Origin of the sequence: Microvirga makkahensis, assembly GCF_009830105.1 — a bacterium.
Classification (GTDB): domain Bacteria; phylum Pseudomonadota; class Alphaproteobacteria; order Rhizobiales; family Beijerinckiaceae; genus Microvirga; species Microvirga makkahensis.
This window is the reverse complement of sequence record NZ_WURB01000014.1, coordinates 41,636-67,992: the sequence shown is the minus strand read 5'-3', so window position 1 is coordinate 67,992 and position 26,357 is coordinate 41,636. Positions and strand designations below refer to the sequence as shown.

Annotated in this window: 26 protein-coding genes; 9 read left to right on the top strand and 17 right to left on the bottom strand. The window is 65.4% G+C overall.

The annotated features are described in order from the left end of the window. The first annotated feature begins 23 nt into the window (after window positions 1-23). On the top strand, window positions 24-1,184 hold the full coding sequence (gene rnd, locus GR328_RS17675) for a ribonuclease D (protein WP_160886063.1): 1,161 nt from the start codon (window positions 24-26) through the stop codon (window positions 1,182-1,184). Window positions 1,185-1,345: 161 nt separating this feature from the next. On the opposite strand, the gene ppx is transcribed toward rnd, so the two are convergent. The 5 genes from ppx to GR328_RS17650 form a co-directional block, all read right to left on the bottom strand. Further along, complete coding sequence (gene ppx, locus GR328_RS17670) at window positions 1,346-2,869, bottom strand: exopolyphosphatase (RefSeq protein WP_160886061.1); 1,524 nt, start codon at window positions 2,867-2,869, stop codon at window positions 1,346-1,348. Between the two features lies 1 nt (window position 2,870). Further along, entirely contained in the window at window positions 2,871-5,120 is a 2,250-nt protein-coding gene (locus GR328_RS17665) for an RNA degradosome polyphosphate kinase (protein WP_170304135.1), read from the bottom strand. Between the two features lie 65 nt (window positions 5,121-5,185). Then, window positions 5,186-5,878 carry a P-loop NTPase family protein gene (locus GR328_RS17660; RefSeq protein ID WP_160886057.1) on the bottom strand — a complete coding sequence of 231 codons (693 nt, stop codon included), beginning with the start codon at window positions 5,876-5,878 and terminating at the stop codon, window positions 5,186-5,188. Further along, complete coding sequence (locus tag GR328_RS17655) at window positions 5,871-6,983, bottom strand: AI-2E family transporter (RefSeq protein ID WP_160886055.1); 1,113 nt, start codon at window positions 6,981-6,983, stop codon at window positions 5,871-5,873. The genes GR328_RS17660 and GR328_RS17655 overlap by 8 nt, the downstream gene beginning before the upstream one ends. A 31-nt stretch (window positions 6,984-7,014) precedes the next feature. Next, complete coding sequence (locus tag GR328_RS17650) at window positions 7,015-7,545, bottom strand: CDP-alcohol phosphatidyltransferase family protein (protein WP_160886053.1); 531 nt, start codon at window positions 7,543-7,545, stop codon at window positions 7,015-7,017. Window positions 7,546-7,777: 232 nt separating this feature from the next. Here GR328_RS17650 and purM point away from each other — a divergent pair, with 232 nt between their 5' ends. Further along, the gene (gene purM, locus GR328_RS17645; protein WP_160886051.1) at window positions 7,778-8,845 is read left to right on the top strand and encodes a phosphoribosylformylglycinamidine cyclo-ligase; all 1,068 of its coding nucleotides are present in this window, start codon (window positions 7,778-7,780) and stop codon (window positions 8,843-8,845) included. After that, window positions 8,845-9,489 (top strand): phosphoribosylglycinamide formyltransferase, encoded by a 645-nt coding sequence (gene purN, locus GR328_RS17640; RefSeq protein ID WP_160886049.1) that lies wholly within the window; start codon window positions 8,845-8,847, stop codon window positions 9,487-9,489. The genes purM and purN overlap by 1 nt, the downstream gene beginning before the upstream one ends. A 163-nt stretch (window positions 9,490-9,652) precedes the next feature. On the opposite strand, the gene GR328_RS17635 is transcribed toward purN, so the two are convergent. The 3 genes from GR328_RS17635 to GR328_RS17625 all read right to left on the bottom strand — a co-directional run bounded on the left by GR328_RS17635 (window position 9,653) and on the right by GR328_RS17625 (window position 13,578). After that, window positions 9,653-11,806 carry a molybdopterin-containing oxidoreductase family protein gene (locus GR328_RS17635; protein ID WP_160886047.1) on the bottom strand — a complete coding sequence of 718 codons (2,154 nt, stop codon included), beginning with the start codon at window positions 11,804-11,806 and terminating at the stop codon, window positions 9,653-9,655. 87 nt (window positions 11,807-11,893) lie between these two features. After that, entirely contained in the window at window positions 11,894-12,316 is a 423-nt protein-coding gene (gene ndk, locus GR328_RS17630) for a nucleoside-diphosphate kinase (protein WP_160886045.1), read from the bottom strand. 554 nt (window positions 12,317-12,870) lie between these two features. After that, a complete protein-coding gene (locus tag GR328_RS17625) occupies window positions 12,871-13,578 on the bottom strand; it encodes a glutathione S-transferase N-terminal domain-containing protein (RefSeq protein ID WP_160886043.1) in 708 nt (235 codons plus the stop codon). 187 nt (window positions 13,579-13,765) lie between these two features. Here GR328_RS17625 and GR328_RS17620 point away from each other — a divergent pair, with 187 nt between their 5' ends. Beyond that, complete coding sequence (locus GR328_RS17620) at window positions 13,766-14,017, top strand: hypothetical protein (RefSeq protein ID WP_160886041.1); 252 nt, start codon at window positions 13,766-13,768, stop codon at window positions 14,015-14,017. A gap of 138 nt (window positions 14,018-14,155) precedes the next feature. On the opposite strand, the gene GR328_RS17615 is transcribed toward GR328_RS17620, so the two are convergent. Further along, the gene (locus tag GR328_RS17615; protein WP_160886039.1) at window positions 14,156-14,614 is read right to left on the bottom strand and encodes a GNAT family N-acetyltransferase; all 459 of its coding nucleotides are present in this window, start codon (window positions 14,612-14,614) and stop codon (window positions 14,156-14,158) included. Then, window positions 14,611-15,252: a glutathione S-transferase family protein gene (locus GR328_RS17610; protein ID WP_160886038.1), complete on the bottom strand. Its 642-nt coding sequence runs from the start codon at window positions 15,250-15,252 to the stop codon at window positions 14,611-14,613. Before GR328_RS17610 ends, GR328_RS17615 begins: the two co-directional genes overlap by 4 nt. A gap of 98 nt (window positions 15,253-15,350) precedes the next feature. On the opposite strand from GR328_RS17610, the gene GR328_RS17605 reads away from it, so the two are divergent. Then, window positions 15,351-15,755 carry a DUF4345 domain-containing protein gene (locus GR328_RS17605; protein WP_160886037.1) on the top strand — a complete coding sequence of 135 codons (405 nt, stop codon included), beginning with the start codon at window positions 15,351-15,353 and terminating at the stop codon, window positions 15,753-15,755. Between the two features lie 197 nt (window positions 15,756-15,952). Further along, complete coding sequence (locus GR328_RS17600; RefSeq protein ID WP_160886035.1) at window positions 15,953-17,359, top strand: adenylate/guanylate cyclase domain-containing protein; 1,407 nt, start codon at window positions 15,953-15,955, stop codon at window positions 17,357-17,359. A 149-nt stretch (window positions 17,360-17,508) separates the two neighbouring features. Here the strand turns inward: GR328_RS17600 and GR328_RS17595 are convergent, their stop codons facing one another. Beyond that, complete coding sequence (locus GR328_RS17595) at window positions 17,509-17,997, bottom strand: GNAT family N-acetyltransferase (RefSeq protein WP_160886033.1); 489 nt, start codon at window positions 17,995-17,997, stop codon at window positions 17,509-17,511. Between the two features lie 3 nt (window positions 17,998-18,000). Then, window positions 18,001-19,476 carry an Asp-tRNA(Asn)/Glu-tRNA(Gln) amidotransferase subunit GatB gene (gene gatB, locus GR328_RS17590; protein ID WP_160886031.1) on the bottom strand — a complete coding sequence of 492 codons (1,476 nt, stop codon included), beginning with the start codon at window positions 19,474-19,476 and terminating at the stop codon, window positions 18,001-18,003. A 221-nt stretch (window positions 19,477-19,697) separates the two neighbouring features. Here gatB and GR328_RS17585 point away from each other — a divergent pair, with 221 nt between their 5' ends. After that, entirely contained in the window at window positions 19,698-20,027 is a 330-nt protein-coding gene (locus GR328_RS17585) for a hypothetical protein (RefSeq protein WP_160886029.1), read from the top strand. Between the two features lie 65 nt (window positions 20,028-20,092). Here GR328_RS17585 and GR328_RS17580 read toward each other — a convergent pair whose 3' ends face one another. Continuing rightward, window positions 20,093-21,016 (bottom strand): DMT family transporter, encoded by a 924-nt coding sequence (locus GR328_RS17580; protein ID WP_160886027.1) that lies wholly within the window; start codon window positions 21,014-21,016, stop codon window positions 20,093-20,095. 130 nt (window positions 21,017-21,146) lie between these two features. Here GR328_RS17580 and GR328_RS17575 point away from each other — a divergent pair, with 130 nt between their 5' ends. Continuing rightward, window positions 21,147-21,845, top strand: a complete 699-nt coding sequence (locus GR328_RS17575) for an ArsR/SmtB family transcription factor (RefSeq protein WP_160886025.1) — start codon at window positions 21,147-21,149, stop codon at window positions 21,843-21,845. A gap of 16 nt (window positions 21,846-21,861) precedes the next feature. Here GR328_RS17575 and GR328_RS17570 read toward each other — a convergent pair whose 3' ends face one another. From GR328_RS17570 to GR328_RS17555, 4 genes are all read right to left on the bottom strand, one after another. Continuing rightward, entirely contained in the window at window positions 21,862-22,170 is a 309-nt protein-coding gene (locus GR328_RS17570) for a hypothetical protein (protein WP_160886023.1), read from the bottom strand. After that, a complete protein-coding gene (gatA, locus tag GR328_RS17565) occupies window positions 22,167-23,681 on the bottom strand; it encodes an Asp-tRNA(Asn)/Glu-tRNA(Gln) amidotransferase subunit GatA (RefSeq protein ID WP_160886021.1) in 1,515 nt (504 codons plus the stop codon). Before gatA ends, GR328_RS17570 begins: the two co-directional genes overlap by 4 nt. Window positions 23,682-23,796: 115 nt before the next feature. After that, window positions 23,797-24,084 carry an Asp-tRNA(Asn)/Glu-tRNA(Gln) amidotransferase subunit GatC gene (gene gatC, locus GR328_RS17560; RefSeq protein ID WP_160886019.1) on the bottom strand — a complete coding sequence of 96 codons (288 nt, stop codon included), beginning with the start codon at window positions 24,082-24,084 and terminating at the stop codon, window positions 23,797-23,799. Between the two features lie 175 nt (window positions 24,085-24,259). Beyond that, complete coding sequence (locus GR328_RS17555; RefSeq protein ID WP_160886017.1) at window positions 24,260-24,961, bottom strand: metal-dependent hydrolase; 702 nt, start codon at window positions 24,959-24,961, stop codon at window positions 24,260-24,262. Between the two features lie 129 nt (window positions 24,962-25,090). Between GR328_RS17555 and GR328_RS17550 the strand changes: the two genes are divergently transcribed. Then, window positions 25,091-26,356, top strand: a complete 1,266-nt coding sequence (locus GR328_RS17550; protein ID WP_160886015.1) for an ABC transporter substrate-binding protein — start codon at window positions 25,091-25,093, stop codon at window positions 26,354-26,356. The last annotated feature ends 1 nt before the right edge of the window (window position 26,357 follow it).

Here is a 26,357-nt window from a genome sequence, read left to right as displayed (position 1 = left end):
AGGTTCCGCTAAAAGACCTTTCCATGAATTTGATCACGACAACCGAGGCGCTTTCCGACGCCTGCTCCCGCCTGAGCCAGCATCCGTTCGTCACCGTCGATACGGAGTTCCTGCGCGAGACCACCTATTATCCGAAGCTCTGCCTGATCCAGATGGCGGGGCCGGACCCCGCGGACGCCTTCCTCATCGATCCGCTGGCGGAGGGGATCAGCCTCGATCCTTTCATGGCGCTCATGGCCGACAGAGCCGTGGTGAAGGTTTTCCATTCCGCCAGGCAGGATCTGGAGATCGTCTGGAATTTGGGGAGAATCGTGCCCGAGCCCCTGTTCGACACCCAGGTCGCCGCCATGGTCTGCGGCTATGGCGATTCGGTATCCTATGAGCAATTGGTCAACGACCTCGCCAAGGCGAAGATCGACAAGTCCTCCCGATTCACGGACTGGTCGCGCCGTCCCCTCTCCGACGCCCAGCTGACCTATGCCCTCTCCGACGTCACTCATCTGGTGAGGGTCTACGAGGCGCTGATGGCTCAGCTCCAGAAGAACGGACGCCTCGCCTGGCTCGCCGAGGAGATGTCCGTTCTCACGGCCCCGGAGACCTATCAGGCCGACCCGCAGAATGCCTGGCGCCGCCTCGCCGGGCGCCTGCGCAAGCCGAAGGAGGTCGCCGTCCTGATGGAGGTCGCCGCTTGGCGCGAGCGAGAGGCCCAAGCGCGCGACGTCCCCCGCGGTCGCATCCTCAAGGACGATGCGATGATCGACATCGCCACCTCCGCGCCCCGCAGCGTGGAGGCATTGGGACGGCTTCGCTCCATTCCCAACGGCTTCGAGCGTTCCCGGACAGGCGCCGACATTCTCGAGGCGGTCGAGCGAGGGCTCGCCCGCGATCTGTCCGCCATCGCCATGCCCGAACGCAGTCGGGGACGCGGCAATACCGCAGCGGTCGTCGACCTGCTGAAGGTGCTGCTCAAGGCCGTGGCCGAGCAGGAAGGCGTCGCCCCCAAAATCGTCGCCACCGTCGAGGAGCTCGAGGCCATCGCGGAGAGCGACACGGCGGACGTTCCCTCCCTGCACGGCTGGCGGCGCGCCCTGTTCGGCGAAAAGGCGCTGGCGCTCAAGAACGGCCAGCTCGGCCTCGTGCTGGAACGCGGCCGGGTGAGGTTGCGGCCAATCACACAGGCCTGAAAACCGTTTCTCTTAGGCTTGTTCGCCGCGCGCGCTCCTCGCATCGGGAGGGCCAGGACCGATCCCCGGATCACGTCCGGGGACGGCCATGACGAGTGCCGGAAACTCCCTTGTCCAGGGGCCGCAGCCCTCGATGACGGGAGCCCTCTCGGACTGTCGCTCTATCTCTCGATTTCAATGACGGGCTCCATGCCGAGGAGCTTGCCCAGGGCCTTCATACGGCCCGCCAGCCGCTCGTTCGCGAGGTCCTGCAGATGAAGGGGCAGTTGCAGGACGACCTGCTTGCCCCTCACCCGCAGGGGCGCCTGCGGCAGGATTCCCTCCATGGAAACCGAAACGGGGTAGGCGACGCGCATGAGCGCCGCGAGCAGGCGCGCGCGCTCCAGATAGCGCGGCCCGGCCAGATTCCTGATGCGCGACCCCACCTTGTCGGGAGAAAGCCCCTCGTGCCGGAAGAAGATCGACAGCGCGAGATAGGCCCGGCCCGGATGGTCGAGGCCGGCGAAGGCGCCATAGGCGATGAGGTTGAGGCTCTGCTCGCCCCGGTAGTCGGGATGGGCGCGCCAGCCGATATCGGCGAGAAGGCAGGCGGCACGGCGCAGCCGGGTCTCGTTTTCCGTTTCCGCGATCCCGAGGCTCCTCATAAAGGCTTCCGTCCACTCGCACAGCTCCTCACCGTGGCGGGGGGAGCGGGAGCGCAGCAGGTTCAGGTCGCTGGCCGCGGCCAGCAGCGGATCGCGCCTCCGCGTGTCGGGATCGAGCTTGTCGAAGAGGACGCCCTCGCGCACGCCGAAAGCTGAAATCGCCACCTCCTTCGGCTCGCCGAGACGGATGATCTCCTCCAGCACGATGGCGCCATAGGCCAGCAGCGGACGCCGGGCCTCGGAAATGCTCTCGATATCCTTCAGGGTCTTGGCGTCCGCCTCCTCCACGAGATGCAGGAAGTCGAGCCCGTCCTTCGGATTGAGGATGTAGCTGTGCATCACATGGAGCGGGTAGTCGGTTGCCGCCTGATGCAGGCGCGCCAGCGCGCGCCAGGTGCCGCCGACCGCATAGAAGGTGCGCCCCTTCAGGTTCTCCAGGTATTCCGGCGCACGCTCCAGCGCGGCGCACACGATCTTCTGCGCCTTCTTCAGGGAGCCGCCGCTCACGTCCTGCAGGGCGAGGCCGCCCAGGGCCATGGTGATGCCCTTGCCGACGGTCGCGCCCTTCACGTCCACGAGTTCGAGACTGCCGCCGCCCATGTCGCCCACGATGCCGTCCGGCTCATGGAAGCCCGCGACGATGCCGAGGGCGGAGAAACGTGCCTCCTCGCCCCCCGAGAGCAGGCTGATCGGGCGCCCGCAGGCCTCTGCCGCGGCCTCCAGGAAGGCGGGGCCGTTGGTGGCGTCCCGCGCGGCGGCGGTAGCCAGCACGAACACATCGGAGACCTGCATCGTGTCGCACAGCACCCGGAACCGGGCGAGCGCGCGAAGCGCCCGATCCACCGCGTCCTCGTCGAGGCGGCCAGTGGTGGCGACGTGGCGGCCGAGACCGCAGAGAACCTTCTCGTTGTAGATGGGGGTCAGGGCACGGGCCAGGCCCTCGTAGGCCACGAGGCGCACCGAGTTCGAGCCGATATCGATGATGGCGACCGGACGGCCGATCTTGAGTCTTCCCTGGGCTTCTCGCACGATGGTCTGCATGTCAGCGCTGTCCCCGCTTCGCAAGGGCCTTGGGGCTCGACGTCTTGAGGGACTTGCCGCGGCCGGAGAGGCTCGGGTTCGTCATGAAATACTTGTGGGCGTTGAACGGCTCCTCGCCCTTGGCGGGCACGATCCGCTGGCTGGTGCCGTCGGGAAGAACGGCCCAGCTCTGCTCGTTGTCGAGCAGGTTGGCCAGCATGATCTGGTCGAGGACCTGCTGATGCACCGTGGGATTGCTGATCGGCAGCAGGGCCTCGACGCGCCGGTCGAGGTTGCGCGTCATCAGGTCGGCGGAGGAGATGTAGACGTGCGCCGTGGGGTTCGGCAGCCCGGACCCGTTGCCGAAGGCGTAGATGCGCGTGTGCTCGAGGAAACGGCCGACGATGGACTTCACCCGGATGTTCTCCGACAGCCCCTTGATGCCGGGCCTCAAGCAGCAGATGCCACGCACGATGAGGTCCACCTGCACGCCCGCCGCGCTCGCGTCGTAGAGAGCGTCGATGATGTCGGGATCGACCAGCGCGTTGCACTTGCCCCAGATCGCAGCGGGACGTCCGGCCTTGGCGTGGGCGATCTCCTCCTCGATGTGCTGGAGCAGGCGCTTTCTCAAGGTGAGAGGCGATACCGCCATGCGCTCCAGCTCCGCCGGCTCCGCATAGCCCGTCACGAAATTGAAGATGCGCGACACGTCCCGGCCGGTCACCGGATCGGCGGTGAAGAAGGACAGGTCCGTATAGATGCGCGCGGTGATCGGGTGGTAATTGCCCGTGCCCACATGGCAATAGGTGATGAGCTGGCTGCCTTCGCGCCGCACGACCATGGAGAGCTTGGCGTGGGTCTTCAGCTCGATGAAGCCGTAGACCACCTGGGCGCCCGCGCGCTCCAGGTTGCGCGCCCAGCGGATGTTCGCCTCCTCGTCGAAACGGGCTTTCAGCTCGACGAGGGCGGTGACGGACTTGCCCGCCTCCGCCGCTTCCGCGAGGGCGGCGACGATGGGTGAATCCGAGGAGGTGCGATAGAGCGTCTGCTTGATCGCCACCACGTTGGGATCGCCGGCGGCCTGCCGCAGGAACTGCACCACCGCGTCAAAGGATTCGTACGGGTGGTGGACGATGATGTCCTTCTCGCGGATGGCCGCGAAGCAGTCGCCGCTGTGCTCGCGGATGCGCTCGGGAAAGCGCGGATTGTACGGCTTGAACTTGAGATCGGGCCTCTCCAGCGCGACGAGCTGCGACAGGTCGCGCAGGCCCATCATTCCCTCGACGACGAAGACCTCGTCCCTGGAAACCTCCAACTCCTCCGCCACGAAGAGGCGCAGGTCCTCCGGCATGGCAGCCTCGACTTCGAGACGGATGACGCTGCCGCGGCGGCGCTGCTTGAGCGCCGTTTCGAACAGGCGCACCAGATCCTCGGCTTCTTCCTCCACCTCGATGTCGGAATCGCGGATGACCCGGAACGCACCCTGCCCCTGAACCTCGTAGCCGGGGAACAGGCGGCTCGTGTAGAGCACGATCATCTGCTCGAGGGCGATGAAGCGCGCCGAGCTCGTCTCGGAGAAATCCGGCAGGCGCACGAAGCGCTCGGCGCGCGAGGGCAGTCGGATCAGCGCGTTCAGCACCTTACCGTCGCTCTGGCGTACGAGCTTGAGCGCGATGGACGAGCCGAGATTCGGGATGAAGGGAAACGGATGAGCCGGATCGATGGCAAGCGGCGTGAGCACCGGAAAGATATGGTTGAGGAAGTAATCCTCGAGCCATGACGCTTCCGGCTTCGTCAGACCCGTTCCCTCGACGAGGACGATCCCCTCCTCCTGCAGCGCTTCCCTGAGCTCCCCCCAGCGGCGCTGCTGGTCGGAGGCGAGATTGGACACCTCGACGGCGATTTTCAGCAGCTGCTCCTGAGGCGTTAGACCGTCCTGGGAGATGGTGGAGACGCCGGAGCGCACCTGCCCGCGCAAGCCCGCGACGCGGACCATGAAGAACTCGTCCAGGTTCTCGGCCGATATGGAGAGGAAGCGCAGCTCCTCCAGCAGCGGATGGTTGCGGTTGGAGGCCTCCTCCAGCACCCGGCGGTTGAACTGGAGCCAGGAGAGCTCGCGGTTGATGAAGCGCTGCGGGAACTGGCGCAGGACCGCGCCGTCCAGCTCGATGTCAGGCGGGGCCTTGGGCAAGGGAGCCTCGCTGACGGTCTCCACGTCTCTCAGGGCTATAGCGTCGCGCACTTCGATCTCCGCCGCCTCCTTCTTCGGCATCCGTTTTGCTCTCGACTTCGTGACATTTTCACGACGGTTCAAAGACAGGGCGGTAGGTTCAGACGTCACTCGTTTTCATCCGTTTCCTGCGGGGCTCCGAGGATCTCGGCGGCGATCGCACGCGAGACGCGCCTTCCCCGGCTGAGCGCCTCCTTGTCCAGAAGCGCCACCAGTTCCGAAGCCTTGGCGAGTGACCGTTCAATCCGGAGCGAAATATAGTCGACAACGGAAGTGTCGACCACGAGTTGCCTATCGACGAACAGCTTTACCAGGACCGCCTTGAGCAGGGCGTCGTCCGGTGCGTCGAGAGACACGCTCGGGGCGAGGCGCAGGCGGGACAGCAGGTCCGGCGTCCGGAGGCCCCAGCGGTCGGGGGGCGTCTCGCTGGTGATCAGGACCGAGGCTCCCCGCTCCCGGGCCAGGTTGAGGAGGTGGAACAAGGCCGCTTCGTCCCGCCCGGCCCCGTCCATGTCCTCAATGGCGAGCGCTCCGTTGGAGATCAGGTGCGGAACGTTGTCGTGCGTGATCTCGCGGGCATCGACGGTCCAGGCATGGGCGTTCGAGGCCCAGATCGAAGCGAGATGGCTCTTGCCGCTGCCGCGCGGACCGATCAGCAGGAGGATCGTGTCGGGCCAGTCGGGCCAGGTCTCGATGAGGCTGTAGGCCTGCTCGTTGGAGGGGCTGACCAGAAAGTCCTCCGCCCCGAAGCGCGGATCCAGGGCCAAGTCGAAGATCAGCTGCTTGGGTGCCTCACGCATCGAGATCGGCCTTGTCCTCGATCTTCGGGTGGATGATCACCGGCCCCCCGCCACGGTACAGAGGGCTCGCCAGGTATTGCTGCAGAGCGAAACGCGCAATCACGCCGATGGCGGCGGCAAGGGGCACGGCGAGGAGGAGGCCCACGAAACCGAACAGGGCGCCGAAGGCCACAAGGGCGAACATCAGCCAGACCGGATGAAGTCCGACGGAATCCCCGACCAGCTTGGGCGAGAGGATGTTGCCTTCCACGAACTGGCCGAACACGAAGATGCCGAGGGTTGCCAGAATCATGGTCCAGTCGGGCCAGAACTGCACGATGGCCACGCCCATGGACAGGATGAGGCCCGTGAGCGAACCCACATAAGGGATGAAGCTCAGCAGGCCTGCGGTCATGCCGATCAGCCCCCCGAAGTTCAGCCCGATCAGGGAGAGCCCCAGCGCATAGAAGGTGCCGAGGATGAGGCAGACGAGCGCCTGCCCGCGCACGAAGCCCGCGATCGCCCGGTCGATGTCACCGGCGATGGTGCGAATCGTGTCCCGGTGACGCAGGGGCATCCAGGAATCCACCGTCTTCACCATACGGTCCCAGTCGACCAGCATGTAGAAGGCGACGACCGGCGTCACGACCAGAAGCGAGAAGATGCCCATCAGAGCCTGTCCTCCCGACCACAGTCCCTGCAGGAAGGCCGTGATCCAGGCGATGCCCTGGCTGATGAGGTTGCCCACGGATGTCGGGGCGGCGGGCAGCGTGTCCTCGATGCCGAGCCTCCTTACGAGCGGCCCCAGCTGCTCGGCTCCCAGTTCCTGAAGCCGCGCCACGTAGCCGGGCAGCCTTTCCACGAAGGCCCCGACCTGCTGTGCCGCGAAGGGCACCAGGATCATCAGGGAGGTGATGAAGACCAGGACGAACAGGACCAGGATGAGAAGGCTCGCCCCGAGGCGCCCGACACCGATCCTCTGCAGCCGGTCGGCCAGCGGATCGAGCAGATAGGCCAGCGCGAAGCCGGCCACGAAGGGCAGGAGGATGCCGCGCAGCACGAACAGCAGCAGCACGGCGACGACCAGCGCCGCAATCCAGAATCCGATCTGCCGTTGGACCGTCATCGATACTCCATACCCGAAACCCGCAGGGGCCCTAAGCAGCCATGTGCCGCAGCCAGCCCCCGAGATAGGCACCTGCGGAAGCTACGGTCAAGGTGGCGACGGCCAGCATCGCAATGTCCTCGAGCTTCCCCAGCTCGAGGCCATAGGCGTTGGCGGCGAGCGCGAAGGCCGCGAAGCCGATCTGCGCCGCGGTGTTAAGCTTGCTCACCATGATCGGCTTGATCTCCACCGGCCGGCTCATGACCCAGGAGAGGAGCACGGCAGATACGATCATCGCATCCCGCGACACCACGACGATGGCCAGCCAGCTCGGAATCGCGCCTACGATCGCCAGCGACACATAGATTGAAACCAGCAGCGACTTGTCGGCCAGGGGATCGATATAGGCCCCGAACTCGCTTCTCATGTTGAAATGGCGGGCGATGAAGCCATCGATTCCGTCCGAAATGCCGGCCACGACGAACAGGATGAAGGCCGCCGCCCACCGCTGCTGCATGATCATGACGATCACGATGGGGACCATGATGAGGCGGGCAATGGTGATCAGGTTCGGGATGGTCATCGTGCCAGGATGATGCCGGGTCGGAAGCCCAAGTTCAATGTCCGGAGGTCCTGCTGGGATGGGCCGCCGCCGAAAATGCATGGCCACCCCGATGAGGAAGGGCGGCGATCGAGGGATCGGGATCCCCGGCACAAGGCTGGTAACGACGGCAGGGTACGCGCATGAGAAGCCCAAAAGGCCTTGCCTCCCGCTCTATCTCGTCTTACTGCCCACCCCAACACGGGGTGTGCCCATGAGCGAGAAGCAGACGAACGGCCTGACCTATGCCCAAGCGGGCGTCGATATCGACGCGGGCAATGCCATGGTCGACCAGATCAAACCCCTGGTGCGGTCCACGCGCCGCCCTGGGGCGGACGCAGAGATCGGCGGGTTCGGAGGCCTCTTCGACCTGAAGGCCGCGGGCTTCAAGGACCCGATCCTGGTGGCCGCCAACGATGGCGTCGGAACCAAGGTGAAGATCGCCATCGATACCGGCATCCACGACACGATCGGCATCGATCTCGTGGCCATGTGCGTGAACGACATCATCGTGCAAGGCGCGGAGCCCCTCTTCTTTCTCGACTATTTCGCGACCGGAAAGCTCTCGCCCGAGGTCGGCGTCCACATCGTGAAGGGCATCGCCGAAGGCTGCCTCCAGGCCGGCTGCGCCCTGATCGGCGGCGAGACGGCGGAGATGCCGGGGCTCTACGCCAAGGGTGACTACGACCTCGCTGGCTTCGCGGTGGGCGCCGCCGAGCGCGGCACCCTGCTGCCGAAGGACGTGAAGGCGGGCGACGTGCTCATCGGCCTGCCCTCCTCCGGCGTTCATTCCAACGGCTTCTCGCTGGTTCGCCGAATCGTGGAGAGTTCCGGGCTCGCCTGGGACGCCCCCGCTCCCTTCGCGCAAGGTAAAACCTTGGCCCAGGCTCTCCTTGAGCCGACCCGGATCTATGTGAAGACCCTTCTCCAGGTACTGAAGGGCGGCGACGGGATCCATGCGTTGTGCCACATCACCGGCGGCGGCTTCCCCGACAATATCCCGCGCGTGCTGCCCGACGGGGTCGGCGTGCGGCTCGACCTCGACGCCATCGCCGTACCGCCCGTGTTCGGCTGGCTCAGCCGGACCGGCGGCGTCGCAGAGGCGGAGATGCTGCGCACCTTCAATTGCGGCATCGGCATGATCGTGGTGGCGGATGCCGCCAAGGCCGACGAGGTCATCGAGCGGCTCCGTCAGGCGGGGGAGAGCCCGGTGCGCATCGGCCAGACCGTCGCCCATGCGGAGGGCGAGCGCGTCCGGACGGCAGGATCGCTCACGCTCTGATGACCCGCCGAGCCGCCGTTCTGATTTCCGGACGCGGGTCCAACATGGTCTCGCTGATCGAGGCCGCCTCCGCGTCCGGTTTCCCGGCGGATATCGCCCTCGTGCTGTCGAACCGTTCCGACGCGGCCGGACTCCAGCGGGCGCGGGCAGCGGGCATCGCGACGGCCATCGTCGATCACAGGAGCCATCCCACCCGCGAAAGCTTCGAGCAGGCGATGGACGCGGTGCTCGTCGAGCACGGCATCGAGTTCATCTGCCTCGCCGGCTTCATGCGCGTGCTCACCGATTGGTTCGTGGAGCGCTGGGCCGGACGGATGATCAACATTCACCCGTCCCTCCTGCCCCTGTTCCGCGGCACACACACGCATCGCCGTGCGCTCGAAGAAGGCGTGCTCATCCATGGCTGCACGGTGCATTTCGTGGTGCCGGAACTCGATGCGGGTCCCATTATCGCCCAGGCGGCGGTCCCGGTCATTCCCGGTGATACGGAAGAGAGCCTCGCAGCCCGTATTCTCGTGCAGGAGCATCGGCTTTACCCGCACGCCCTTCGCATGATCTGCGACGGCAGCGCACGCCTCGAAAACGGGCGCGTGGTGTTCTCAGGCGACTGGAGCGGCGAAGGCGCGCTGCGCTCGCCGGCCTAGGCGCTCCACTCCCCGTCACGGCCTCCCGCCCTCATGCCCGGGCCCCTCCCGGTTATCCCGATCGGAAGGGCCCAGCGCTTGAAAAATCGGGATCACCGGCACAGGGCCGGCGATGACGGGGCGTTTCCTCGAGCCTCCCGTAGGGAAAGGAAGCTCCACGTGTTCAGCCGGCGACCGGCTCGGCTCTGTCACGAATGGTGACGGACGGGACCTCGACCGTCAGATCCGCATCCACCTTCTCCAGCGCCACCCGGTTATCGTGGAAGGCCGCGCCGCCATAGGGCGCCACCTGGTCGCCACCCGTCAACGTATTGATGCCCCGGCCCAGTGGATGGGCCTTGTTGGGCCAAATTCCTTCCGCGATCAGCACCCCGCGCCGCACGCCGTCGAAGAGCCTGGCGCGCAGGAAAACCTCGCCCCGATGGTTCCTGAGCTTTACCCAGTCGCCATTGGCGATGCCCTGCGGCGCGGCATCGAGAGGATGGATCATCACCTCCGGCCGGCCCTCCTTGGCGACGGAGCCGGGCGTCTCGGTGAAGGAGGTATTCAGGAAGCTGCGGGCCGGACTCGTCGCGAGGCGGAAGGGATGCTCCTCCGTCTGAGCCTCGATGACGGCCCAGTGGTCCGGGAAGGCGGGCATGTGGGCATGGGGCCCCATCGGCCCGTTGTTGTAGGAGGGCACAGCGGTCCAGTCCGGCTTGAAGCGGAACTTGCCGTCCGGATAGCCGAAGCCTTTCAGGTAATGCGCCTCCTCGAAGGGCGGCTGCACGTCCTTGTGAACGACCGCTTCCAGTTCCTCGATCCCGCCCCAGCCGGACTGGCGCAGGGTCCAGTCGATGATCTCGCGCGGTTCCATGTGGAAGGCGCGGTGCTCCGCGCCCAGGCGCTCGGCGAGCGCGCGGATGACGTCGTGGTTCGACCGGCATTCGCCCGGAGGGTCGATGAGCTTCGGTCCGATCTGGAAATGCTGGTGCCCGCCGCCGGAATAGAGATCGTCGTGCTCCATGAACATGGTCGCGGGCAGCACGATGTCCGCCATCATCGCCGTCTCGGTCATGAACTGCTCGTGCACGCAGACGAACAGGTCCTCGCGGGAAAAGCCCCGCTTCACCAGCTCCTGCTCCGGAGCCACGGAGACGGGGTTGGTGTTCTGGATCAGCAGCGCTTTCACGGGAGGGCCGCTGCGGAGCGCATCCGCGTCGCCCGTCAGCACGCGGCCGATCTGCGACTGATCGAGCTGACGGATCGAGGGGTCGATCGCGTCGTGTCCCTCGATGAGCGCCTTGTTCCAGCGGAAGATGCCGCTGTTGGAGTGGAACGCACCGCCGCCCTCGACCTGCCAGGCGCCCGTCACCGCCGGGATGCACGCCGCCGCGTGCATGTTCACCGCGCCGTTGCGCTGCCGGCCGAAGCCGTAGCCGAGGCGGAAGAATGTGCGCTTGGTCTCCCCTACGAGCTTGGCGAAGGCCTCGATCTCTTCCACCGGCAGCCCGGTGATCGCCGAGGCCCAGGCGGGGTCTCGGGTCTTCAGATGCGCCTCAAGTCCGCGGGGATGATCGGTGTAGCGCTCCAGATAATCCCAATCCGCGTAACCGTCCCGGAAGAGCACGTGCATGACCGCGCAGGCGAGCGCCCCATCGGTGCCGGGCTTCACCAGGAGCGCCATGTCCGCCTGCTTCATGGTGGCGTTCATGTAGATGTCCACGGCGACGATCTTGGCCCCGCGCTCCTTGCGGGCGCGCATGGCGTGGGTCATCACGTTGACCTGGGTGTGAACCGGGTTCGTCCCCCAGATCACCACGCAGTCCGACACGGCCATCTCGCGCGGGTCCGCACCCGCCAGCTTGCCGGTGCCCGCCACGTAGCCGGTCCAGCCCATGGGCGTGCAGATGGTGGAATACTGGCCGGAATATTTCTTCACATGACGCAGGCGGTTGATGCCGTCGCGCATCACGAGGCCCATGGTGCCCGCGTAATAATAGGGCCAGACAGCTTCCGAACCGAACTCGCCTTCAACCTTCAGGAAAGCCCTGGCGACCGTGTCGAGCGCCTCGTCCCAGGAGATGCGCTCGAACCGGCCGGACCCTTTCGGACCCGTACGCCTCAAGGGGTAGAGCAGCCGCTCCGGATGGTGGATGCGCTCCGCGTACCGCGCGACCTTCGCGCAGATCACGCCGGCCGTGTAGGTGTTGGTCTTTGCCCCGTGCACGCGCCCGATGCTGCGCCCGTCGATCACCTCCACGTCGAGGGAACAGACGGAGGGGCAATCATGCGGGCAGACGGAGGGGCGGCGTTCGATGCGGGGAACTTGGTTCATGGCCGGCGCATGATGACCGAGTGGGAGCGCAAAGAAAAGGCCGCCCGAAGGCGGCCCGATTATTTTGCTCGGAAAGCCAAGGAAAGCTCAGCCGACGATCTCGTTGCCAGAAAAGAACTGGGCGATCTCGATCTTGGCGTTCTCGACGCTGTCGGAGCCGTGGACCGAGTTCTCGCCGATGGACTTGGCGTAGAGCTTGCGGATGGTGCCCTCGGCGGCGCTCTCCGGGTTTGTGGCGCCCATGATCTCACGGTAGCGGAGAACGGCGTTCTCTCCTTCGAGAACCTGCACCACGACCGGGCCGGAGATCATGAAGTCCACGAGTTCGCCGAAGAAGGGACGCTCCTTGTGGACCGCATAGAAGGTCTCGGCCTCGCGGCGGGACATGAGGACGCGCTTCTGGGCGACGATGCGCAGACCGGCGTTCTCGATGACGGCATTGATGGCGCCGGTCAGGTTACGCTCGGTCGCGTCGGGCTTGATGATGGAGAAAGTACGCTCGATGGCCATGAGAGGTCACCCTTTGAGAAGAGAAATCGGGAAAGTCCGGCGCTTATAGCGGCGAGCCCCCTCCCCCTCAAGCGCGTTTTCGCACCTGCGAAGGTTATCACCTGATCAGAATGCCGGACCGTATCCTCCGGTCCTTTCCGACTGGTCCGCTGAAGACCGATCAGGAGGGAACCTGTGAAATCTCCGATCCTCGTTGCCTTGGGGCTTTGCCTGCTGGCCGGGGCGGCCCATACCCAGGCTCAAGAACCAAGCGGCACTTGCCTGAGCGGGACCGGCGGAACCCGGGTGCGGATCGCCCGATGAGGGCAGGCCTGTTGCGGAACCATCGTGCCCGTTCGGAGCGATGCCAAGGCCACAAACAATCCCGACGCCGGACTGAGAGAGCGCAGCCTCGTCGGTGGGCCGGATGATCTCCGTCATCCGGCCCACCGGGAAGGGCATCACGGGCCGGCTCGACAATGAACTGAGGGAACGCTTCCTCGCGGCTGGAGCGCTCCGATGGATCGGGTCCCCGGCACGAGGCCGGGGATGACGCAGGAGGGTGCGGGAACGGCTTACCGCGCCTTCTGACCGAAGAGGATGGCCTGAACCGCCGGATCCTTCATGTCGTAAGCGCCGCGATCCTCCGTGTTGACCTCCAGCGCCCGCACCACCGCCGGACGCTCGAGCACGGTTCCGAGCCAGCGCTTCACGTGGGGAAAGTCCTCGATGTTCTGGCCCTGGCGCTCCCACAGCTTGGCCCAGGGCGCGATGGCCATGTCGGCGATGGAGTATTCGCCTGCCACGAACTCCCGATCCGCGAGGCGCTTGTCGAGCACGCCGTAGAGGCGGTTGGTCTCGTTGGTGTAGCGATCGATGGCATAGGGCACCTTCTCCGGCGCGTAGATGCGGAAATGATGCGCCTGGCCGAGCATGGGGCCGAAGCCGCCCATCTGCCAGAACAGCCATTGTTCGACCTCCACGCGCCCGCGCTCGTCCTGCGGATAGAACCGGCCGGTCTTGCGGCCGAGATATTGCAGGATCGCGCCGGACTCGAACACGGAGATCGGCTGCCCGTCGGGTCCCTCGGGATCGACGATCGCGGGCATCTTGTTGTTGGGCGAGATCGCCAGGAACTCAGGTGTGAACTGGTCGCCCTTGCCGATATTCACCGGGTGAACCGAATAGGGAAGACCGCATTCCTCGAGCATGATGGTGATCTTCCATCCGTTCGGCGTCGGCCAGTAATAGAGATTGATCGGTTGCTGGGTGGATGCCGCCATGGCAGGCCTCTCCTTCTGTAGCGATGCGGATCTGACGTTAGTTAAGGTATCCCGCCTCCGGCTGCACCCTCCAAGCCCGCCCTTTGCGGTGGATAGCGCGCATGGCTGCCCCCGGCACCTTGCATGTTCCAATATTTCATCGTGAGATGCCGTCTGCGCCGTTCGGGCGCTTTGGGGGGACCTCACGATGAACCGTCTTTTGAGCGCGGCCCTCGCCGCAACCCTGGTCCTGGCTTTCACCGGCGCCAGCGCCGCCCAGGCTCAGACGAAGCCGAAGAAGGAGCCGACCGCCGCCCAACTCGCCGCCCGCGAGCGCCTGGCCAAGTGCAGCGCCGAGTGGAAGCAGGCCAAGGCTGGAGGCAAGCTCGAGCCTGGCATGAAGTGGCCGAGGTTCTGGAGCGCCTGCAACGCGCGGATCAAGGGCGGCACGAAAGCCTGAACACCCGGATCACCACGCCGTCATCACCGGCCTTGTGCCGGTGATCCCCACCATGAAGAGCACAGCACTCTCGGGGTCGGGGCGGTCGGGACGAGCTCGGCTACGACCCAGAGGACGGATGGCCTAAGGATCCGCCGCTCAGAGCTTCTTCTTGAATCCCTCGTGCGAGCGTGAGTAACCCAGCCTCTCGTAGAAGCGGTGGGCGTCCCTGCGGGTCTTGTTGGAGGTCAGCTCCATGGTCCCGGCGCCGCCGAGGCGCGCCTGCTGCTCGGCGAAGGCCATCATCTTGGCGCCGATGCCACCGGAGCGCCGGGAAGCCTTCACCTTCACGCTCTCCACCTTCACGCGCGTCGTTCCGCGCCCGGTGAGGTTCGGGATGAAGGTGAGCTGGAACGTACCTACGACCTCGTCGCCGTCGAGGGCAACGAAAAGCCTGTTCTCTGGGCTTCTCGCGATCGCGGCGAAAGCGGCCTCGTAAGCGGGCTTGGTTTCCGGCAACCACACGTCGCCGTTCGTGCCGAGTTCGTCCTCTTCGTGAAGGCGGATGATCGCTTCGAGGTCACCCACCCTCGCCTTCCGGATGTCCAGAGCGCTCATGCCGCCACCCGCGATTCCATCGGCAGGAGAGTCTTCGTCGAGGCGAAGCCGGGCAGAGCCTCGACCCGCGTCATCCAGGTCATAACGTTGGGAAAGTCGGCGAGATCGAGTCCGGCCTCACCGGCGTAGGTGACGACGCCGTAGATATCGATGTCAGCGATGGTTGCGCCTTCTCCGACGATCCAGGCGCGTCCTGCCAGATGCCGGTCGAGCACCTTCAGGGCTGCGTCCCCTCCGGCGACATGCGCCTCGTACACCTCGGCAGGGGCGGACCGAATGCCGAGCTTGATGGTCCGGGCGCGATAGACATTCGAGGCCAGCCGGTCGAAATCCCAGTAGAGCCACTCGCGCGCCTGCAGGCGCTCGTCCAGGGTCGCGCCGCCGAACCTCCCCAGAATGTCCGAGAGATATTCGAGGATCGCCGCGGACTCGCAGAGATGCCGCCCGTTGTTGCGGTCGATCAGAAGCGGTACCTGGCCGTAGCGCTGTTTCGAGAGATAGGCGGGCTGCCTGTGCGCACCCTGCATCATATCCACATGCTCGTAGTCGAACGGCTCGCCCGCCAAGCTCAGCATCAGGCCGACCTTGTAGGTGGGACCTGAAAGGGCGATTCCGTGGAGTTCAAAGCGCACCGGCATGGCATACTCCTCGTAGGACAATTTGCACCGCGACCCTATGGGATTGCGTTTCGATACGGAAGCGTCAGTAATGCCTAGCAGGAGGAGTTATGCCCAGCATGGACCGTGAGCGGAAGCTGCTGCAGCAGACGGTGGCCATCGTCGCCACCATCCCGGTCGCGACGGGCCTCTATGGCGTCCTTTTCGGGCAGGCGCTGACGGGTGATGCGGTCAGCATCTCGGCGGAGAGCCATTTCCGTTTCATGTCCGGCCTGCTGCTCGGCATCGGCCTCCTCTTCTGGAGCACGCTGCCGGGAATCGAGGAGAAGACCAACCGGTTCCGGCTGCTCACCCTGCTCGTCGTTATTGGAGGCTTGGGCCGCCTCGTCGGACTGGTCCTGACCGGCCTGCCCTCCTTGTTCATGGTTGGCGGCTTGACCGTCGAGCTGATCGTCGCGCCCGTCCTGTGCCTCTGGCAGATGCGGATTGCGAACCTCTACGCGGAGGAGTTCGGCGTCGCGTAAAGGTGTAAGCCCTCTGCGCGCCATCAACTTGCCGCCTCTCGGCTTTCTGCTGCTCAAGCCCTTGTTTTGCAAGCCTTTGAGCTTGCGAAGTGCTATCCTGCACGCTTACCGGCCGGCTGATGTCGACGAATGCGCCTCGGCGTCCGGGAGCCAACCCGGACTCGGGGCTGAATCTGCTCCTCGAAGGAGGTCGGATCATGAGTGAAGATCAGAAACTTCTGGACATCCTGCGGCAGTCGGTCGAGCCCGAAGTCGCCGGCGCGATCGAGCGGCTGATCCGTGATGCGCCGGACCATGAGCTGAACCGCATCAACGTCCTCGCCTTCGCCGCGCGGAACGGTCTCGACGAAGAGAGCAGCATCGCGGCCTTCCTCCACGCCGCACGGCTCGGCCTCTTCGAAATGTCCTGGAACGTCCTGTGCCCGGGATGCGGCGGGGTGATGGACGCAGGCGCCAGCCTCAAATCACTCAAGAAGGAGGAATACAGCTGCGCCCTGTGCGCTGCGGGCTATGAGGCGACCCTCGATGAGATGGTCGAGGTGACCTTCACGATCAGTCCGCGGATCCGAAGGATCGCGGCCCACGAGCCGGACAAGCTTCCGATGCCGGAATATCTGCGCCAGATCTTCTGGAGTTCGGGCGTCGATCTGCCGGACGATTTCGCGATACGGATCGAGGACATCACGCTCGATTCCGTCGAGCTCCCTGCCGGGGAGCGGGTTATCCTGTCCCTGCATCTTCCCCCGGCCTTCGTGATCGTGTTCGACCCCGTGACGCACGCCGCCCAGTTCATCGACGTGAAGGGCGAGCCAACCCGCGAACGGCAGAACCTGTCCCTGATCCTGACCGAACTGGCCCCCGAAAACAGCACTCTGGAGCTGCGGCCGGGTCCCGTCCGCCTCCTGCTCGAAAACCACACCAAGAGGCGCACACTCCCCGCTGTGTGGGTCGCCGACGACGCCCTGCACGACCTGATGGGGCACCGCCGACCGTTCCTGACCGCCAAGCGCCTTCTGACGAACCAGACCTTCCGGGATCTCTACCGGACCGACACGCTCGACGTCGATCAGCGGCTGAAGATCACGAGCCTCACCTTCCTGTTCACGGACCTCAAGGGCTCTACGGAACTCTACGAGCGCGTCGGAGACCTCGTGGCCTACGATCTGGTGCGCGAACATTTCCGCGTACTCAACGAGATCGTGGCCTCCGAGGCCGGAGCCGTGGTGAAAACCATCGGGGATGCGGTGATGGCCACCTTCCCGACCCCGGATCACGCCATCTCGGCGGCCTTGCGCATGCGTGAGGCGATGCGTGCGCTCAACGCCGAGCGCGGCCAGGAGGATCTGCTGCTCAAGATCGGCATCCACGAGGGTCCCTGCCTCGCCGTGGTGCTCAACGAGCGGCAGGATTATTTCGGGCAGACGGTGAACATCGCGTCGCGGGTTCAGAATCTCGCGGGCTCGCGCTCGATCTTCGCGACAGGAACCGTGATCGAGAACCCCGAAGCCCTCGGGATCATCGAGATGCAGGGCCTGCACCCGACCCTGAAGAGAACAACTCTGCGTGGGATCAACAATGAATTCTCGGTCTACGAGATCCCGTGAGCGCGCATTCTAAAGCGCGCCTTCGTCATCACCGGCCTCGTGCCGGTGATGACGCTTCAGTGACCCGCCATGCTTTTCCGTTCGGGATAGCCGGGCTGACCCTCGGATCAAGTCCAGAGCGGCCATGACATTGCCGGGAAGCCCCTGCGTCAAAACACCTTCTCGAAATGATATTCCGACGAGCCGGAGATGTCGCCGAGATCGCGGCGCCGGTCCGTGCGCTTGTATCCAAGCTTCCCGTAGAGGCGGTGCGCATCGGTGAAGCGCGTATCGGACCAGAGGAACATGTACGTCGCGCCGCGTTCGCGGGCATGGTGCTCGACCGCCTGCACCAGGAAGGAGCCGAGACCCTTCCCCCGCTGGTCAGGGCGCACGTAAAGGCGATGCAGTTCCGCCGTCCCGGCTTCGGGAAAATCGATGGACACGCAGGCGCAGACGCGTCCGCTCGCGTCTTCCGCCACCCAGAAGGCGCCGTCGTTCGGCCGGGGCGATCCGGGCGCGCGAAGATCCCTCAGGTCGTCGTGAGGATCGACGAAGCAGCCGGGGTAATCCGCGAAGCAGAGGGACAGGAGCCCGAACAGATCCTGCGCGTCGCGGTCCTCGGCCTCGCGCAGGGTCGGATGAGACGTCTCGCTCACGGGTCACTCGATCCCGAGCTTCGCCTTCAGGATTTCGTTGACCGCCTGCGGGTTGGCCTTGCCGCCGGTCTGCTTCATCACCTGGCCGACGAACCAGCCGAGCAGCGTCGGCTTGGCCTTGGCCTGCTCCACCTTGTCGGGGTTGGCGGCGATGACCGCGTCGATGGCCTTCTCGATGGCACCCGTGTCCGTCACCTGCTTCATGCCGCGCTTTTCCACGATCTCACGCGGATCGCCGCCTTCGGTGAAGACGATCTCGAACAGGTCCTTGGCGATCTTGCCGGAGATCACGTTCTCGCCGATGAGCTCGATGATCGCGCCGAGCTGACTTGCGGAGACCGGCGATTGCGTGATGTCCTTGCCTTCCTTGTTGAGGCGGCCGAACAGCTCGTTGATGATCCAGTTCGCGGCGGCCTTGCCGTCGCGGCCCTTCGCCACCTCCTCGAAGAAGTCGGCGGAGGCGCGCTCGGCCACCAGCACGCTCGCGTCATAGGCAGACAAGCCGTAATCGGCCATAAAGCGGGCCTTCTTGGCGTCCGGCAGTTCCGGCAGGTGCTGGGCGAGGTCGTCCACGTAGGCTTGGTCGAACTCGAGCGGCAGCAGGTCCGGATCGGGGAAATAGCGGTAATCGTGCGCCTCTTCCTTCGAGCGCATGGAGCGGGTCTCGCCCTTGCCCGGATCGTAGAGGCGGGTCTCCTGCTCGATCACGCCGCCGTCCTCGAGGATCGCGATCTGGCGGCGCGCCTCGTATTCGATGGCCTGGCCGATGAAGCGGATGGAATTGACGTTCTTGATCTCGCAGCGCGTGCCGAATTCCTCACCCGGGCGGCGCACGGAGACGTTCACGTCGGCTCGCAGGCTGCCCTTGTCCATGTCCCCGTCGCAGGTGCCGAGATAGCGCAGGATCGTGCGCAGCTTGGTCACGTAGGCGCGGGCCTCGTCCGCCGAGCGCAGGTCGGGCTTGGACACGATCTCCATCAGCGCCACGCCGGAGCGGTTGAGATCGACGAAGCTCATGGTGGGATGCAGGTCGTGGATCGACTTGCCTGCATCCTGCTCGAGATGCAGGCGCTCGATGCGCACCATGATCGTCTCGCCCGTTTCCGGCACGTCCACGATCACCTCGCCCTCGCCCACGATGGGGCTCTTGTACTGGCTGATCTGGTAGCCCTGCGGCAGATCCGGGTAGAAATAGTTCTTCCGGTCGAAGGTGCTCTTCAGGTTGATCTCAGCCTTGAGGCCGAGGCCCGTGCGGATCGCTTGGCGCACGCATTCCTCGTTGATCACGGGCAGCATGCCGGGCATGGCCGCATCGACCAGGGACACGTGGCTGTTCGGATCGCCGCCGAAGGCCGTAGAGGCGCCGGAGAACAGTTTGGCCTGGCTCGTCACCTGGGCGTGGATCTCCATGCCGATGACGATTTCCCAATCGCCTGTCGCACCTTTGATGAGCTTCTTCGGGTTCACCGGAGCGTTCATGAGCCTTGCGCCTTTGTCTCTCGCACTTTCCTGCCCGGAGTAAGAGCGACGCGATACGGGGTCAACCCCCTTCAAGATGAACAGGCATTCAGATTTGTCGCACCACACCCAAGATCAATTCCCGTTTATGCACAGATATTTACAATTATTGTTACGCTCGCCTGAAACCGCATCCAACATTGGGCGTTGAACGGGAGGTAAAACGGTCAAGGAGTTTGAAAATGGCTATGGATCCCATGGATCGCGAACCGAACGTCTACAATCGCGAGACGAATGTCTACGATAACAGCGCGCGCGGTTCGAACACTCTTGCTTACGTGATCGGCGGTCTTGTTATCGCCCTCGGCTTGCTGGCTTTCCTCTTCTATGATGGCGGCAACGAGCCGAGCACGACCGGCAGCACCGGCACGCAGACGGAAAGCTCGTCTCCATCCGCCGGTACGGGCGCAACGGACAGCCCGGCCACGGCGCCTGCGACCCCGTCCTCCCCGGCTCCGGCGGCCCCGAGCGCTCCGGCCAGCCCGTCGGCTCCGGCCTCCCCGCAGCAGTAATCCGACGCTTCGCGTGAAACTGCCACAAGGGCCTGACTTCGGTCAGGCCCTTTTTCATGCGCCTGTCACGTGGCTCGAATGTCGGCCGGACGGCCCTGCGGCGGCAAGGTCATCAACAGGACGCCCGCGAGGATGCACAGCAGCCCGATCCATGCGGAGGAATCCAGCCTTTCGCCCAGGACGGCAGCCCCGATGGCGACACCGATGGGAGCGCGCAGATACCCCTGAGCCGTGGTCCCAAGGGAACCGAGGGTGTGGATGAGCCGGAAATAGATGAGGAAGGCGATGGCCGTCGAGAAGACTGCCAAACCGATCAGAGCCAGGACGGAGGCTTCGGACGGCGCCAGCGTCCAGGGCCGGTCCAGGACGACGCTGACGGGAAGCAGGATCACGGCGCCCGAGATCAGCGATCCCGTGGCAGGCATGATCGGATCGAGCGATTTGAAGGTGCGTCCGAAGATCGCCGCGCCCGCATAACAGATCGTCGCGAGCACCACCGCCAGCTGGCCGGCCAGTTCCCGCCCGACATGGGTCAGGGCCTGCGTCCCGACGATGATGCAGGTTCCCACCAGGCCGATCATGACGCCCGCGAACTTGCGGAACGTGGTCGCCTCGTGGCGGGACCAGAGCCATGTGATCAGGAAGGTGAAGACGGGCGTCATCGCGTTGAGGATTACGGCGAGGCCCGCATCGACCGATTGCTCGGCCCAGGCGATGAGGGTGAACGGAACGACGCTGTTCAGGCAGGCCTGCACCGCAAAGTCCCTCCATGTGGCGCGATCGCGTGGGAGCGTCAGCCCGCGCATCCGGACGATGGCCAGCAGCACGCCTCCGGCGATGAGCGTGCGGGCAGCGATCAGCGTGACGGGCGGGATCGTTTCGATGCCGATCTTGATGAAGGTGTAGGAGGCGCCCCAGAGCGTCGCGAGAAGGGCCAGAAGAGCAAGCTCGAATACGGGAGGGCGAGTGGAACTTTGCGTCATGGTCATGGGTCCGTTCGTGTGATCCTGGGATGCCGCAACGTGGCACGCAGCCCCTCCTCCGTCGCGCCATAACGCTTCGGCCGCAGCCGAAGCGTTATGGGCTGACCGGCTCTCCATCCTTGTCTATGATCGGCCCATGGCACCCTTCGTCTCAGGCATGGCCCTTGCGGAAATCGCGGCCCTCATGGGGGACGTGGCGCGCGCCAACATCCTCTCGGCCCTCATGGACGGGCGGGCGTTGACGGCGAGCGAGCTCGCCTGGCACGGCGGCGTGAGCGCGCAGACCACGAGCGGCCACCTCGCCAGGCTCAGCGAGGCCCGCCTGATCGCCATGACCAAGCAGGGCCGGCACAGGTATTACCGGCTGGCCTCTTCCGAGGTGGCCCAGGCCATCGAGACGCTGATGGCCGTCGCCTCCTCCGGCCCGAAACGCCACCGCCCCGTCGGCCCCAAGGACGAGGCCCTGCGCAGGGCCCGGACCTGCTACGACCATCTGGCCGGACGGCTCGGCATCGCGCTCGCGGATGCCCTCACCTTGCAGGATTATCTCGTCCTCTCCGACGGCGCCGGCGCCCTGACGGAGAAGGGGCAGCGGTTTCTCTGCGCCTTCGGGATCGAGCTGGAGGAAGGGCACAGGAGCAAGCGAACCCTCTGCCGGACCTGCCTCGACTGGAGCGAGCGCCGCCCCCACCTCGCGGGCCGTCTGGGAGCCGCGCTCTGCACGAAGATGTTCGATCTGGGTTGGGTCGAGCGGGTCAGGGACAGCCGCGCCCTCGCGATCACGACGAAAGGGCGTGGGGGGCTGCGATCGACGTTCGGAATCGAGATCGAGTGATCCCGTTCGATTCCGCTCAGCGTTTCACCAGGCGGCGTGCGGCATAAGCCCCGCCCGCCCAGACCAGAGCGGCGGCGGAGCGAACCGGGAACAGGGTCAGCGCGTCGGCCCGCACGGGCGCGACCCAGGGCAGGCCGATGAGGCCGATCGCATAGGATACGAGGATCGACAGGCCGAGGGCCGCGATGGCGGCGATCACGACCTTGCCGAACTGGTCGGCCTTCCAGCCGAGCAGCACGGCAACGATCACCAGCACCGGGTCGAAGGCCGCAGGCAGCCAGTCCCAGAGATGGACGACGGGTACGGTTGGGCCCACGTCGCTCATGCCCACCAGGGCTGCGGCAGTGCGATGCGGCCGGCGGCGTCCTCGATCGCCTGACCGGCGGCGAAGAGGGTCTCCTCGTCGAAGGCACGGCCGATGAGCTGGAGGCCGAGCGGCAGGCCCTGCGAATCGAGACCGGCCGGAACCGCGAGGCCGGGCAGACCCGCCATGTTCACGGTCACCGTGAAGATGTCGTTGAGGTACATCTCCACCGGGTCTCCGGAGCCCTTCTCGCCGATGCCGAAGGCCGCGGACGGAGTCGCGGGTGTCAGGATCGCGTGGACGCCCTGAGCATACACCTCCTCGAAGTCGCGCTTGATGAGCGTGCGGATCTTCTGGGCACGCACGTAATAGGCGTCGTAATAGCCGGCCGAGAGCACATAGGTGCCGATCATGATGCGGCGCTTGACCTCGCGGCCGAAACCGGCGGCGCGGGTCCTCTCGTACATATCGACGATGTCCTTGCCGTTCTCGCGCAGGCCGTAGCGCACGCCGTCATAGCGAGCGAGATTGGAGGACGCTTCCGCCGGAGCGACGATGTAATAGGCGGGCAGCGCATACCGGGTGTGCGGGAGCGAAACCTCGACGATCTCGGCGCCGGCTGCGCGCAGCCACTCCGCGCCCTGATGCCAGAGCCCCTCGATCTCCGGCGACATGCCGTCGACCCGGTATTCCTTGGGAATGCCGATCCTGAGGCCCTTCACGCCGCGCGTGACGGCGGCCTCGTAATCGGGCACGGGCAGGTCCACGCAGGTGGTGTCCTTGGCGTCGGGGCTGGCCATGGAGCGCAGCATGATGGCGGCGTCGCGCACCGTGCGGGTGATGGGCCCCGCCTGGTCGAGGGACGAGGCGAAGGCCACCGTGCCCCAGCGCGAGACGCGACCGTAGGTCGGCTTGATGCCCACGGTGCCGGTGAAGGCGGCGGGCTGACGGATCGAGCCGCCCGTATCCGTGGCGGTCGCGCCGAGGCAGAGATGGGCCGCGACGGCGGCGGCCGAACCGCCCGACGAGCCGCCGGGCACGAGGTGCGTGCCCTCGATCTGGCCGGACGCGCCCGCGCTCACATTCGAACCCTCGCGCCGCCAGGGCGACACGACCGGACCGAAGGCGCTGGTCTCGTTGGAGGAGCCCATGGCGAACTCGTCCATGTTGAGCTTGCCGAGCATGACCGCCCCGTCGTTCCAGAGATTGCTGGTCACGGTGGATTCGTAGGGCGGGGTGAAGTTGCCGAGGATCTTCGAGGCGGCGGTGGACACCACCCCTTCCGTGCAGAACAGGTCCTTGATGCCGAGCGGGATGCCTTCCATCGGGCGGGCCTCGCCCCTGGCGATCTTCTCGTCCGAGGCTTTCGCCATGGCGAGCGCCTTCTCTGGCGTCTCGAGCACAAAGGCATTGAGCGCCTTGGCCTTCTGAATGGCGTCGATATGGGCCTGCGCGAGTTCGGTGGCAGAGAAGGTCTTGGCCTTCAGGCCGTCTCGGGCCTCGGCAATCGTGAGATGGGTCAGTTCGGTCACGGGATCATCCTGTCATCCCGGGCGCGACACGACGGCAGGCCGGGATCGTCTGGAAGAAATAACTGTTTGCGCGATCCCGGCTCTCCGCTGTCGCTCCGGCCGGGATGACGGGCTCTTACTCGACCACCTTGGGGACCAGGAAGAAGCTGTCCTCCGTGGCAGGGGCGTTCCGGACGATCTTGTCCGGGTAACCGCCATCGGTCACGCCGTCCTGGCGCTTCTTCATCACCATGGGCGTCACGGAGGTCATGGGCTCCACGCCGTCCACGTTCACTTCGTTCAGCTGCTCGACGAAGGAGAGAATCGCGTTGAGCTCGCCCTGGAGGTGAGGCACCTCCTCATCCGTCACGGCAATGCGCGCCAGATGGGCGATGCGGCGGACCGTTTTCTCATCGACCGACATGAATGGTCATACCCCTTGGAATTCCGATGGGCGGGCTATAGCACCCGCCCGCCTTGGGGGGCAATGTCGGATGTGAGGGAGGGTTTTCCCGCCTTTGTCCCGGCCATCCCGATCCGAAGAGCGCGGCGTTTCATGCAAACGAGATCACCGGCACAAGGCGGGTGATAAGGCCGCCTTAAATCCTCACCGCAACCGTCTTGTGGGGCACCACGACCTGGACGCCCTTGCCTTCCATGGCCGCCACGAAGCGGTCCGCGTTGGGAACGAGCGGCGGGAAGGAAGCGTAGTGGCAGGGGATCACCGCCTTCAGATTGCCGAAATAGCGCTGGACGGCGAGCGCCGCGACCTCCGGGCCCATGGTGAAGCGGTCACCGATGGGCACGATGGCGATCTCCGGCTGGTGGATCTCGGCGATCAGGGCCATGTCGCCGAAGATGTCCGTGTCGCCCATGTGGTAGACGGTCGGCTCCCCCGGAGCCTTCACGACGATCCCGTGGGCGGGGCCGAGAGGGAAGTTCACGCCCATTTCCACGAGGCCGGAAGAATGGTCCGCCCGCACCAGGGTGACGGTGAAGCCGTCCTGATCCGTCGTGCCGCCCGTGTTCATGGGATCGATGTTCTCGACGCCCTGCTTCGCGAGATACATGCAGAGCTCGAAATTGGTGACGACCTTCGCACCCGTCGCCTTTGCGATCTCCACCGTGTCGCCCACGTGGTCGCCGTGGCCGTGGGTGAGGAGAATGTGGCTCACGCCCTCGGTGATCTTCGCCCGGTCACCCTCGAAGGCCGGATTGCCGGTGAAGAACGGGTCGATGAGCACGGCCTTGTCGGCGAAGTCGAGCCGGAAGGCGGAATGTCCGAACCAAGTGATTTTCATGTGGGCACCTTCTGAAGCGAGCATGAAGATGGGGCAAGGCCGCCGGTCGGCCATGTTCCAGAGGAACAAAACGACGTCCCTAGGCTTATCAACCTAAGCAATAAACACGAAGCACGCTGGAGGATAGCCATGTCACGCCTGATTACTGGTTTAGCCCTTGCGACCGGTCTTTTCACCACGGCGAGCGCCTTCGCCGTCGAGATTTCCATCTCGTGCAGCGCGCTCGGCAAGGAATATGAGATCTGCAAGCAGGGCGTCGATGCCTGGGCGCAGAAAACAGGCAACACGGTCAAGATCGTCTCCACGCCCAATTCCGCCACCGAGCGCCTGGCCCTCTACCAGCAGCTGCTCGCCGCCGGCGCAGGCGACATCGACGTGTTCCAGATCGACGTGGTGTGGACCGGCATCCTCGCCGATCATCTCCAGGACCTGACCGCAAAGGCCGGGGGCGGGATCGGCAGTCACCTGCCCGCCATGGCGGAAACGAGCCAGGTGAACGGCAAGCTCCTGGCCATGCCCTGGTTCGCCGATGCGGGCCTGCTCTATTATCGCCAGGACCTGCTCGACAAGTACAAGCGCCCGGTGCCGCAGACCTGGGGCGACCTGACGGAGACCGCGCGAATCATCCAGGAAGGCGAGCGCAAGGACGGCAAGGGCGATTTCTGGGGCTATGTCTGGCAGGGCCGCGCCTATGAGGGCCTGACGACCAATGCCCTCGAATGGATCGCCTCCTATGGCGGCGGCACCATCATCGACGAGAAGGGCGAGATCACCATCGAGAACCCGAAAGCCGCAGAGGCCCTCAAGACGGCGGCGGGCTGGGTCGGCACCATCACCCCCGAAGGCGTGCTGAACTACACGGAGGAGGAAGCGCGCGGCGTCTTCCAGGCGGGCAATGCGGCCTTCATGCGCAACTGGCCCTATGCCTGGGCGCTGGCTCAGGGGGCCGACAGCACGATCAAGGGCAAGGTCGGCATCGCGCCCCTGCCGAAAGGAGGCGCGGACGGGCGCCACGCGGGCACCCTGGGCGGCCAGCTGCTCGCCGTGTCGAAATATTCGAAGAACGCCGACGCCGCCATCGACCTCGTCATGTACCTCACGGGCGAGGAGGAGCAGAAGCGTCGCGCGATCGAGGGCTCGTTCAATCCCACCATCGTGGCGCTCTACGGCGACGCCGACATCGCCAAGGTCAACCCCTTCATCGGCGACCTCGCGGACGTCTTCTCGAACGCGGTCGCCCGCCCCGCGACCGTCACCGGCCAGAACTACAACAGGGTCTCGACCGAGTTCTTCAACACGGTCCATCAGGTGCTCTCGAAGCGCGCGCTGCCCGAGGAGGCGCTGAACCGTCTCGACCGCGACCTGAAACGGATCAAGCGCAACGGCTGGCAATAGG

Bases quoted from the DNA above. Each gene is read 5' to 3' on its own strand.
- rnd (WP_160886063.1), top strand. From the start codon at position 24: ATGAATTTGATCACGACAACCGAGGCGCTTTCCGACGCCTGCTCCCGC.
- ppx (WP_160886061.1), bottom strand. From the start codon at position 2,869: ATGCAGACCATCGTGCGAGAAGCCCAGGGAAGACTCAAGATCGGCCGT.
- GR328_RS17665 (WP_170304135.1), bottom strand. From the start codon at position 5,120: ATGCCGAAGAAGGAGGCGGCGGAGATCGAAGTGCGCGACGCTATAGCC.
- GR328_RS17660 (WP_160886057.1), bottom strand. From the start codon at position 5,878: ATGCGTGAGGCACCCAAGCAGCTGATCTTCGACTTGGCCCTGGATCCG.
- GR328_RS17655 (WP_160886055.1), bottom strand. From the start codon at position 6,983: ATGACGGTCCAACGGCAGATCGGATTCTGGATTGCGGCGCTGGTCGTC.
- GR328_RS17650 (WP_160886053.1), bottom strand. From the start codon at position 7,545: ATGACCATCCCGAACCTGATCACCATTGCCCGCCTCATCATGGTCCCC.
- purM (WP_160886051.1), top strand. From the start codon at position 7,778: ATGAGCGAGAAGCAGACGAACGGCCTGACCTATGCCCAAGCGGGCGTC.
- purN (WP_160886049.1), top strand. From the start codon at position 8,845: ATGACCCGCCGAGCCGCCGTTCTGATTTCCGGACGCGGGTCCAACATG.
- GR328_RS17635 (WP_160886047.1), bottom strand. From the start codon at position 11,806: ATGAACCAAGTTCCCCGCATCGAACGCCGCCCCTCCGTCTGCCCGCAT.
- ndk (WP_160886045.1), bottom strand. From the start codon at position 12,316: ATGGCCATCGAGCGTACTTTCTCCATCATCAAGCCCGACGCGACCGAG.
- GR328_RS17625 (WP_160886043.1), bottom strand. From the start codon at position 13,578: ATGGCGGCATCCACCCAGCAACCGATCAATCTCTATTACTGGCCGACG.
- GR328_RS17620 (WP_160886041.1), top strand. From the start codon at position 13,766: ATGAACCGTCTTTTGAGCGCGGCCCTCGCCGCAACCCTGGTCCTGGCT.
- GR328_RS17615 (WP_160886039.1), bottom strand. From the start codon at position 14,614: ATGAGCGCTCTGGACATCCGGAAGGCGAGGGTGGGTGACCTCGAAGCG.
- GR328_RS17610 (WP_160886038.1), bottom strand. From the start codon at position 15,252: ATGCCGGTGCGCTTTGAACTCCACGGAATCGCCCTTTCAGGTCCCACC.
- GR328_RS17605 (WP_160886037.1), top strand. From the start codon at position 15,351: ATGGACCGTGAGCGGAAGCTGCTGCAGCAGACGGTGGCCATCGTCGCC.
- GR328_RS17600 (WP_160886035.1), top strand. From the start codon at position 15,953: ATGAGTGAAGATCAGAAACTTCTGGACATCCTGCGGCAGTCGGTCGAG.
- gatB (WP_160886031.1), bottom strand. From the start codon at position 19,476: ATGAACGCTCCGGTGAACCCGAAGAAGCTCATCAAAGGTGCGACAGGC.
- GR328_RS17585 (WP_160886029.1), top strand. From the start codon at position 19,698: ATGGCTATGGATCCCATGGATCGCGAACCGAACGTCTACAATCGCGAG.
- GR328_RS17580 (WP_160886027.1), bottom strand. From the start codon at position 21,016: ATGACCATGACGCAAAGTTCCACTCGCCCTCCCGTATTCGAGCTTGCT.
- GR328_RS17575 (WP_160886025.1), top strand. From the start codon at position 21,147: ATGGCACCCTTCGTCTCAGGCATGGCCCTTGCGGAAATCGCGGCCCTC.
- GR328_RS17570 (WP_160886023.1), bottom strand. From the start codon at position 22,170: ATGAGCGACGTGGGCCCAACCGTACCCGTCGTCCATCTCTGGGACTGG.
- gatC (WP_160886019.1), bottom strand. From the start codon at position 24,084: ATGTCGGTCGATGAGAAAACGGTCCGCCGCATCGCCCATCTGGCGCGC.
- GR328_RS17555 (WP_160886017.1), bottom strand. From the start codon at position 24,961: ATGAAAATCACTTGGTTCGGACATTCCGCCTTCCGGCTCGACTTCGCC.
- GR328_RS17550 (WP_160886015.1), top strand. From the start codon at position 25,091: ATGTCACGCCTGATTACTGGTTTAGCCCTTGCGACCGGTCTTTTCACC.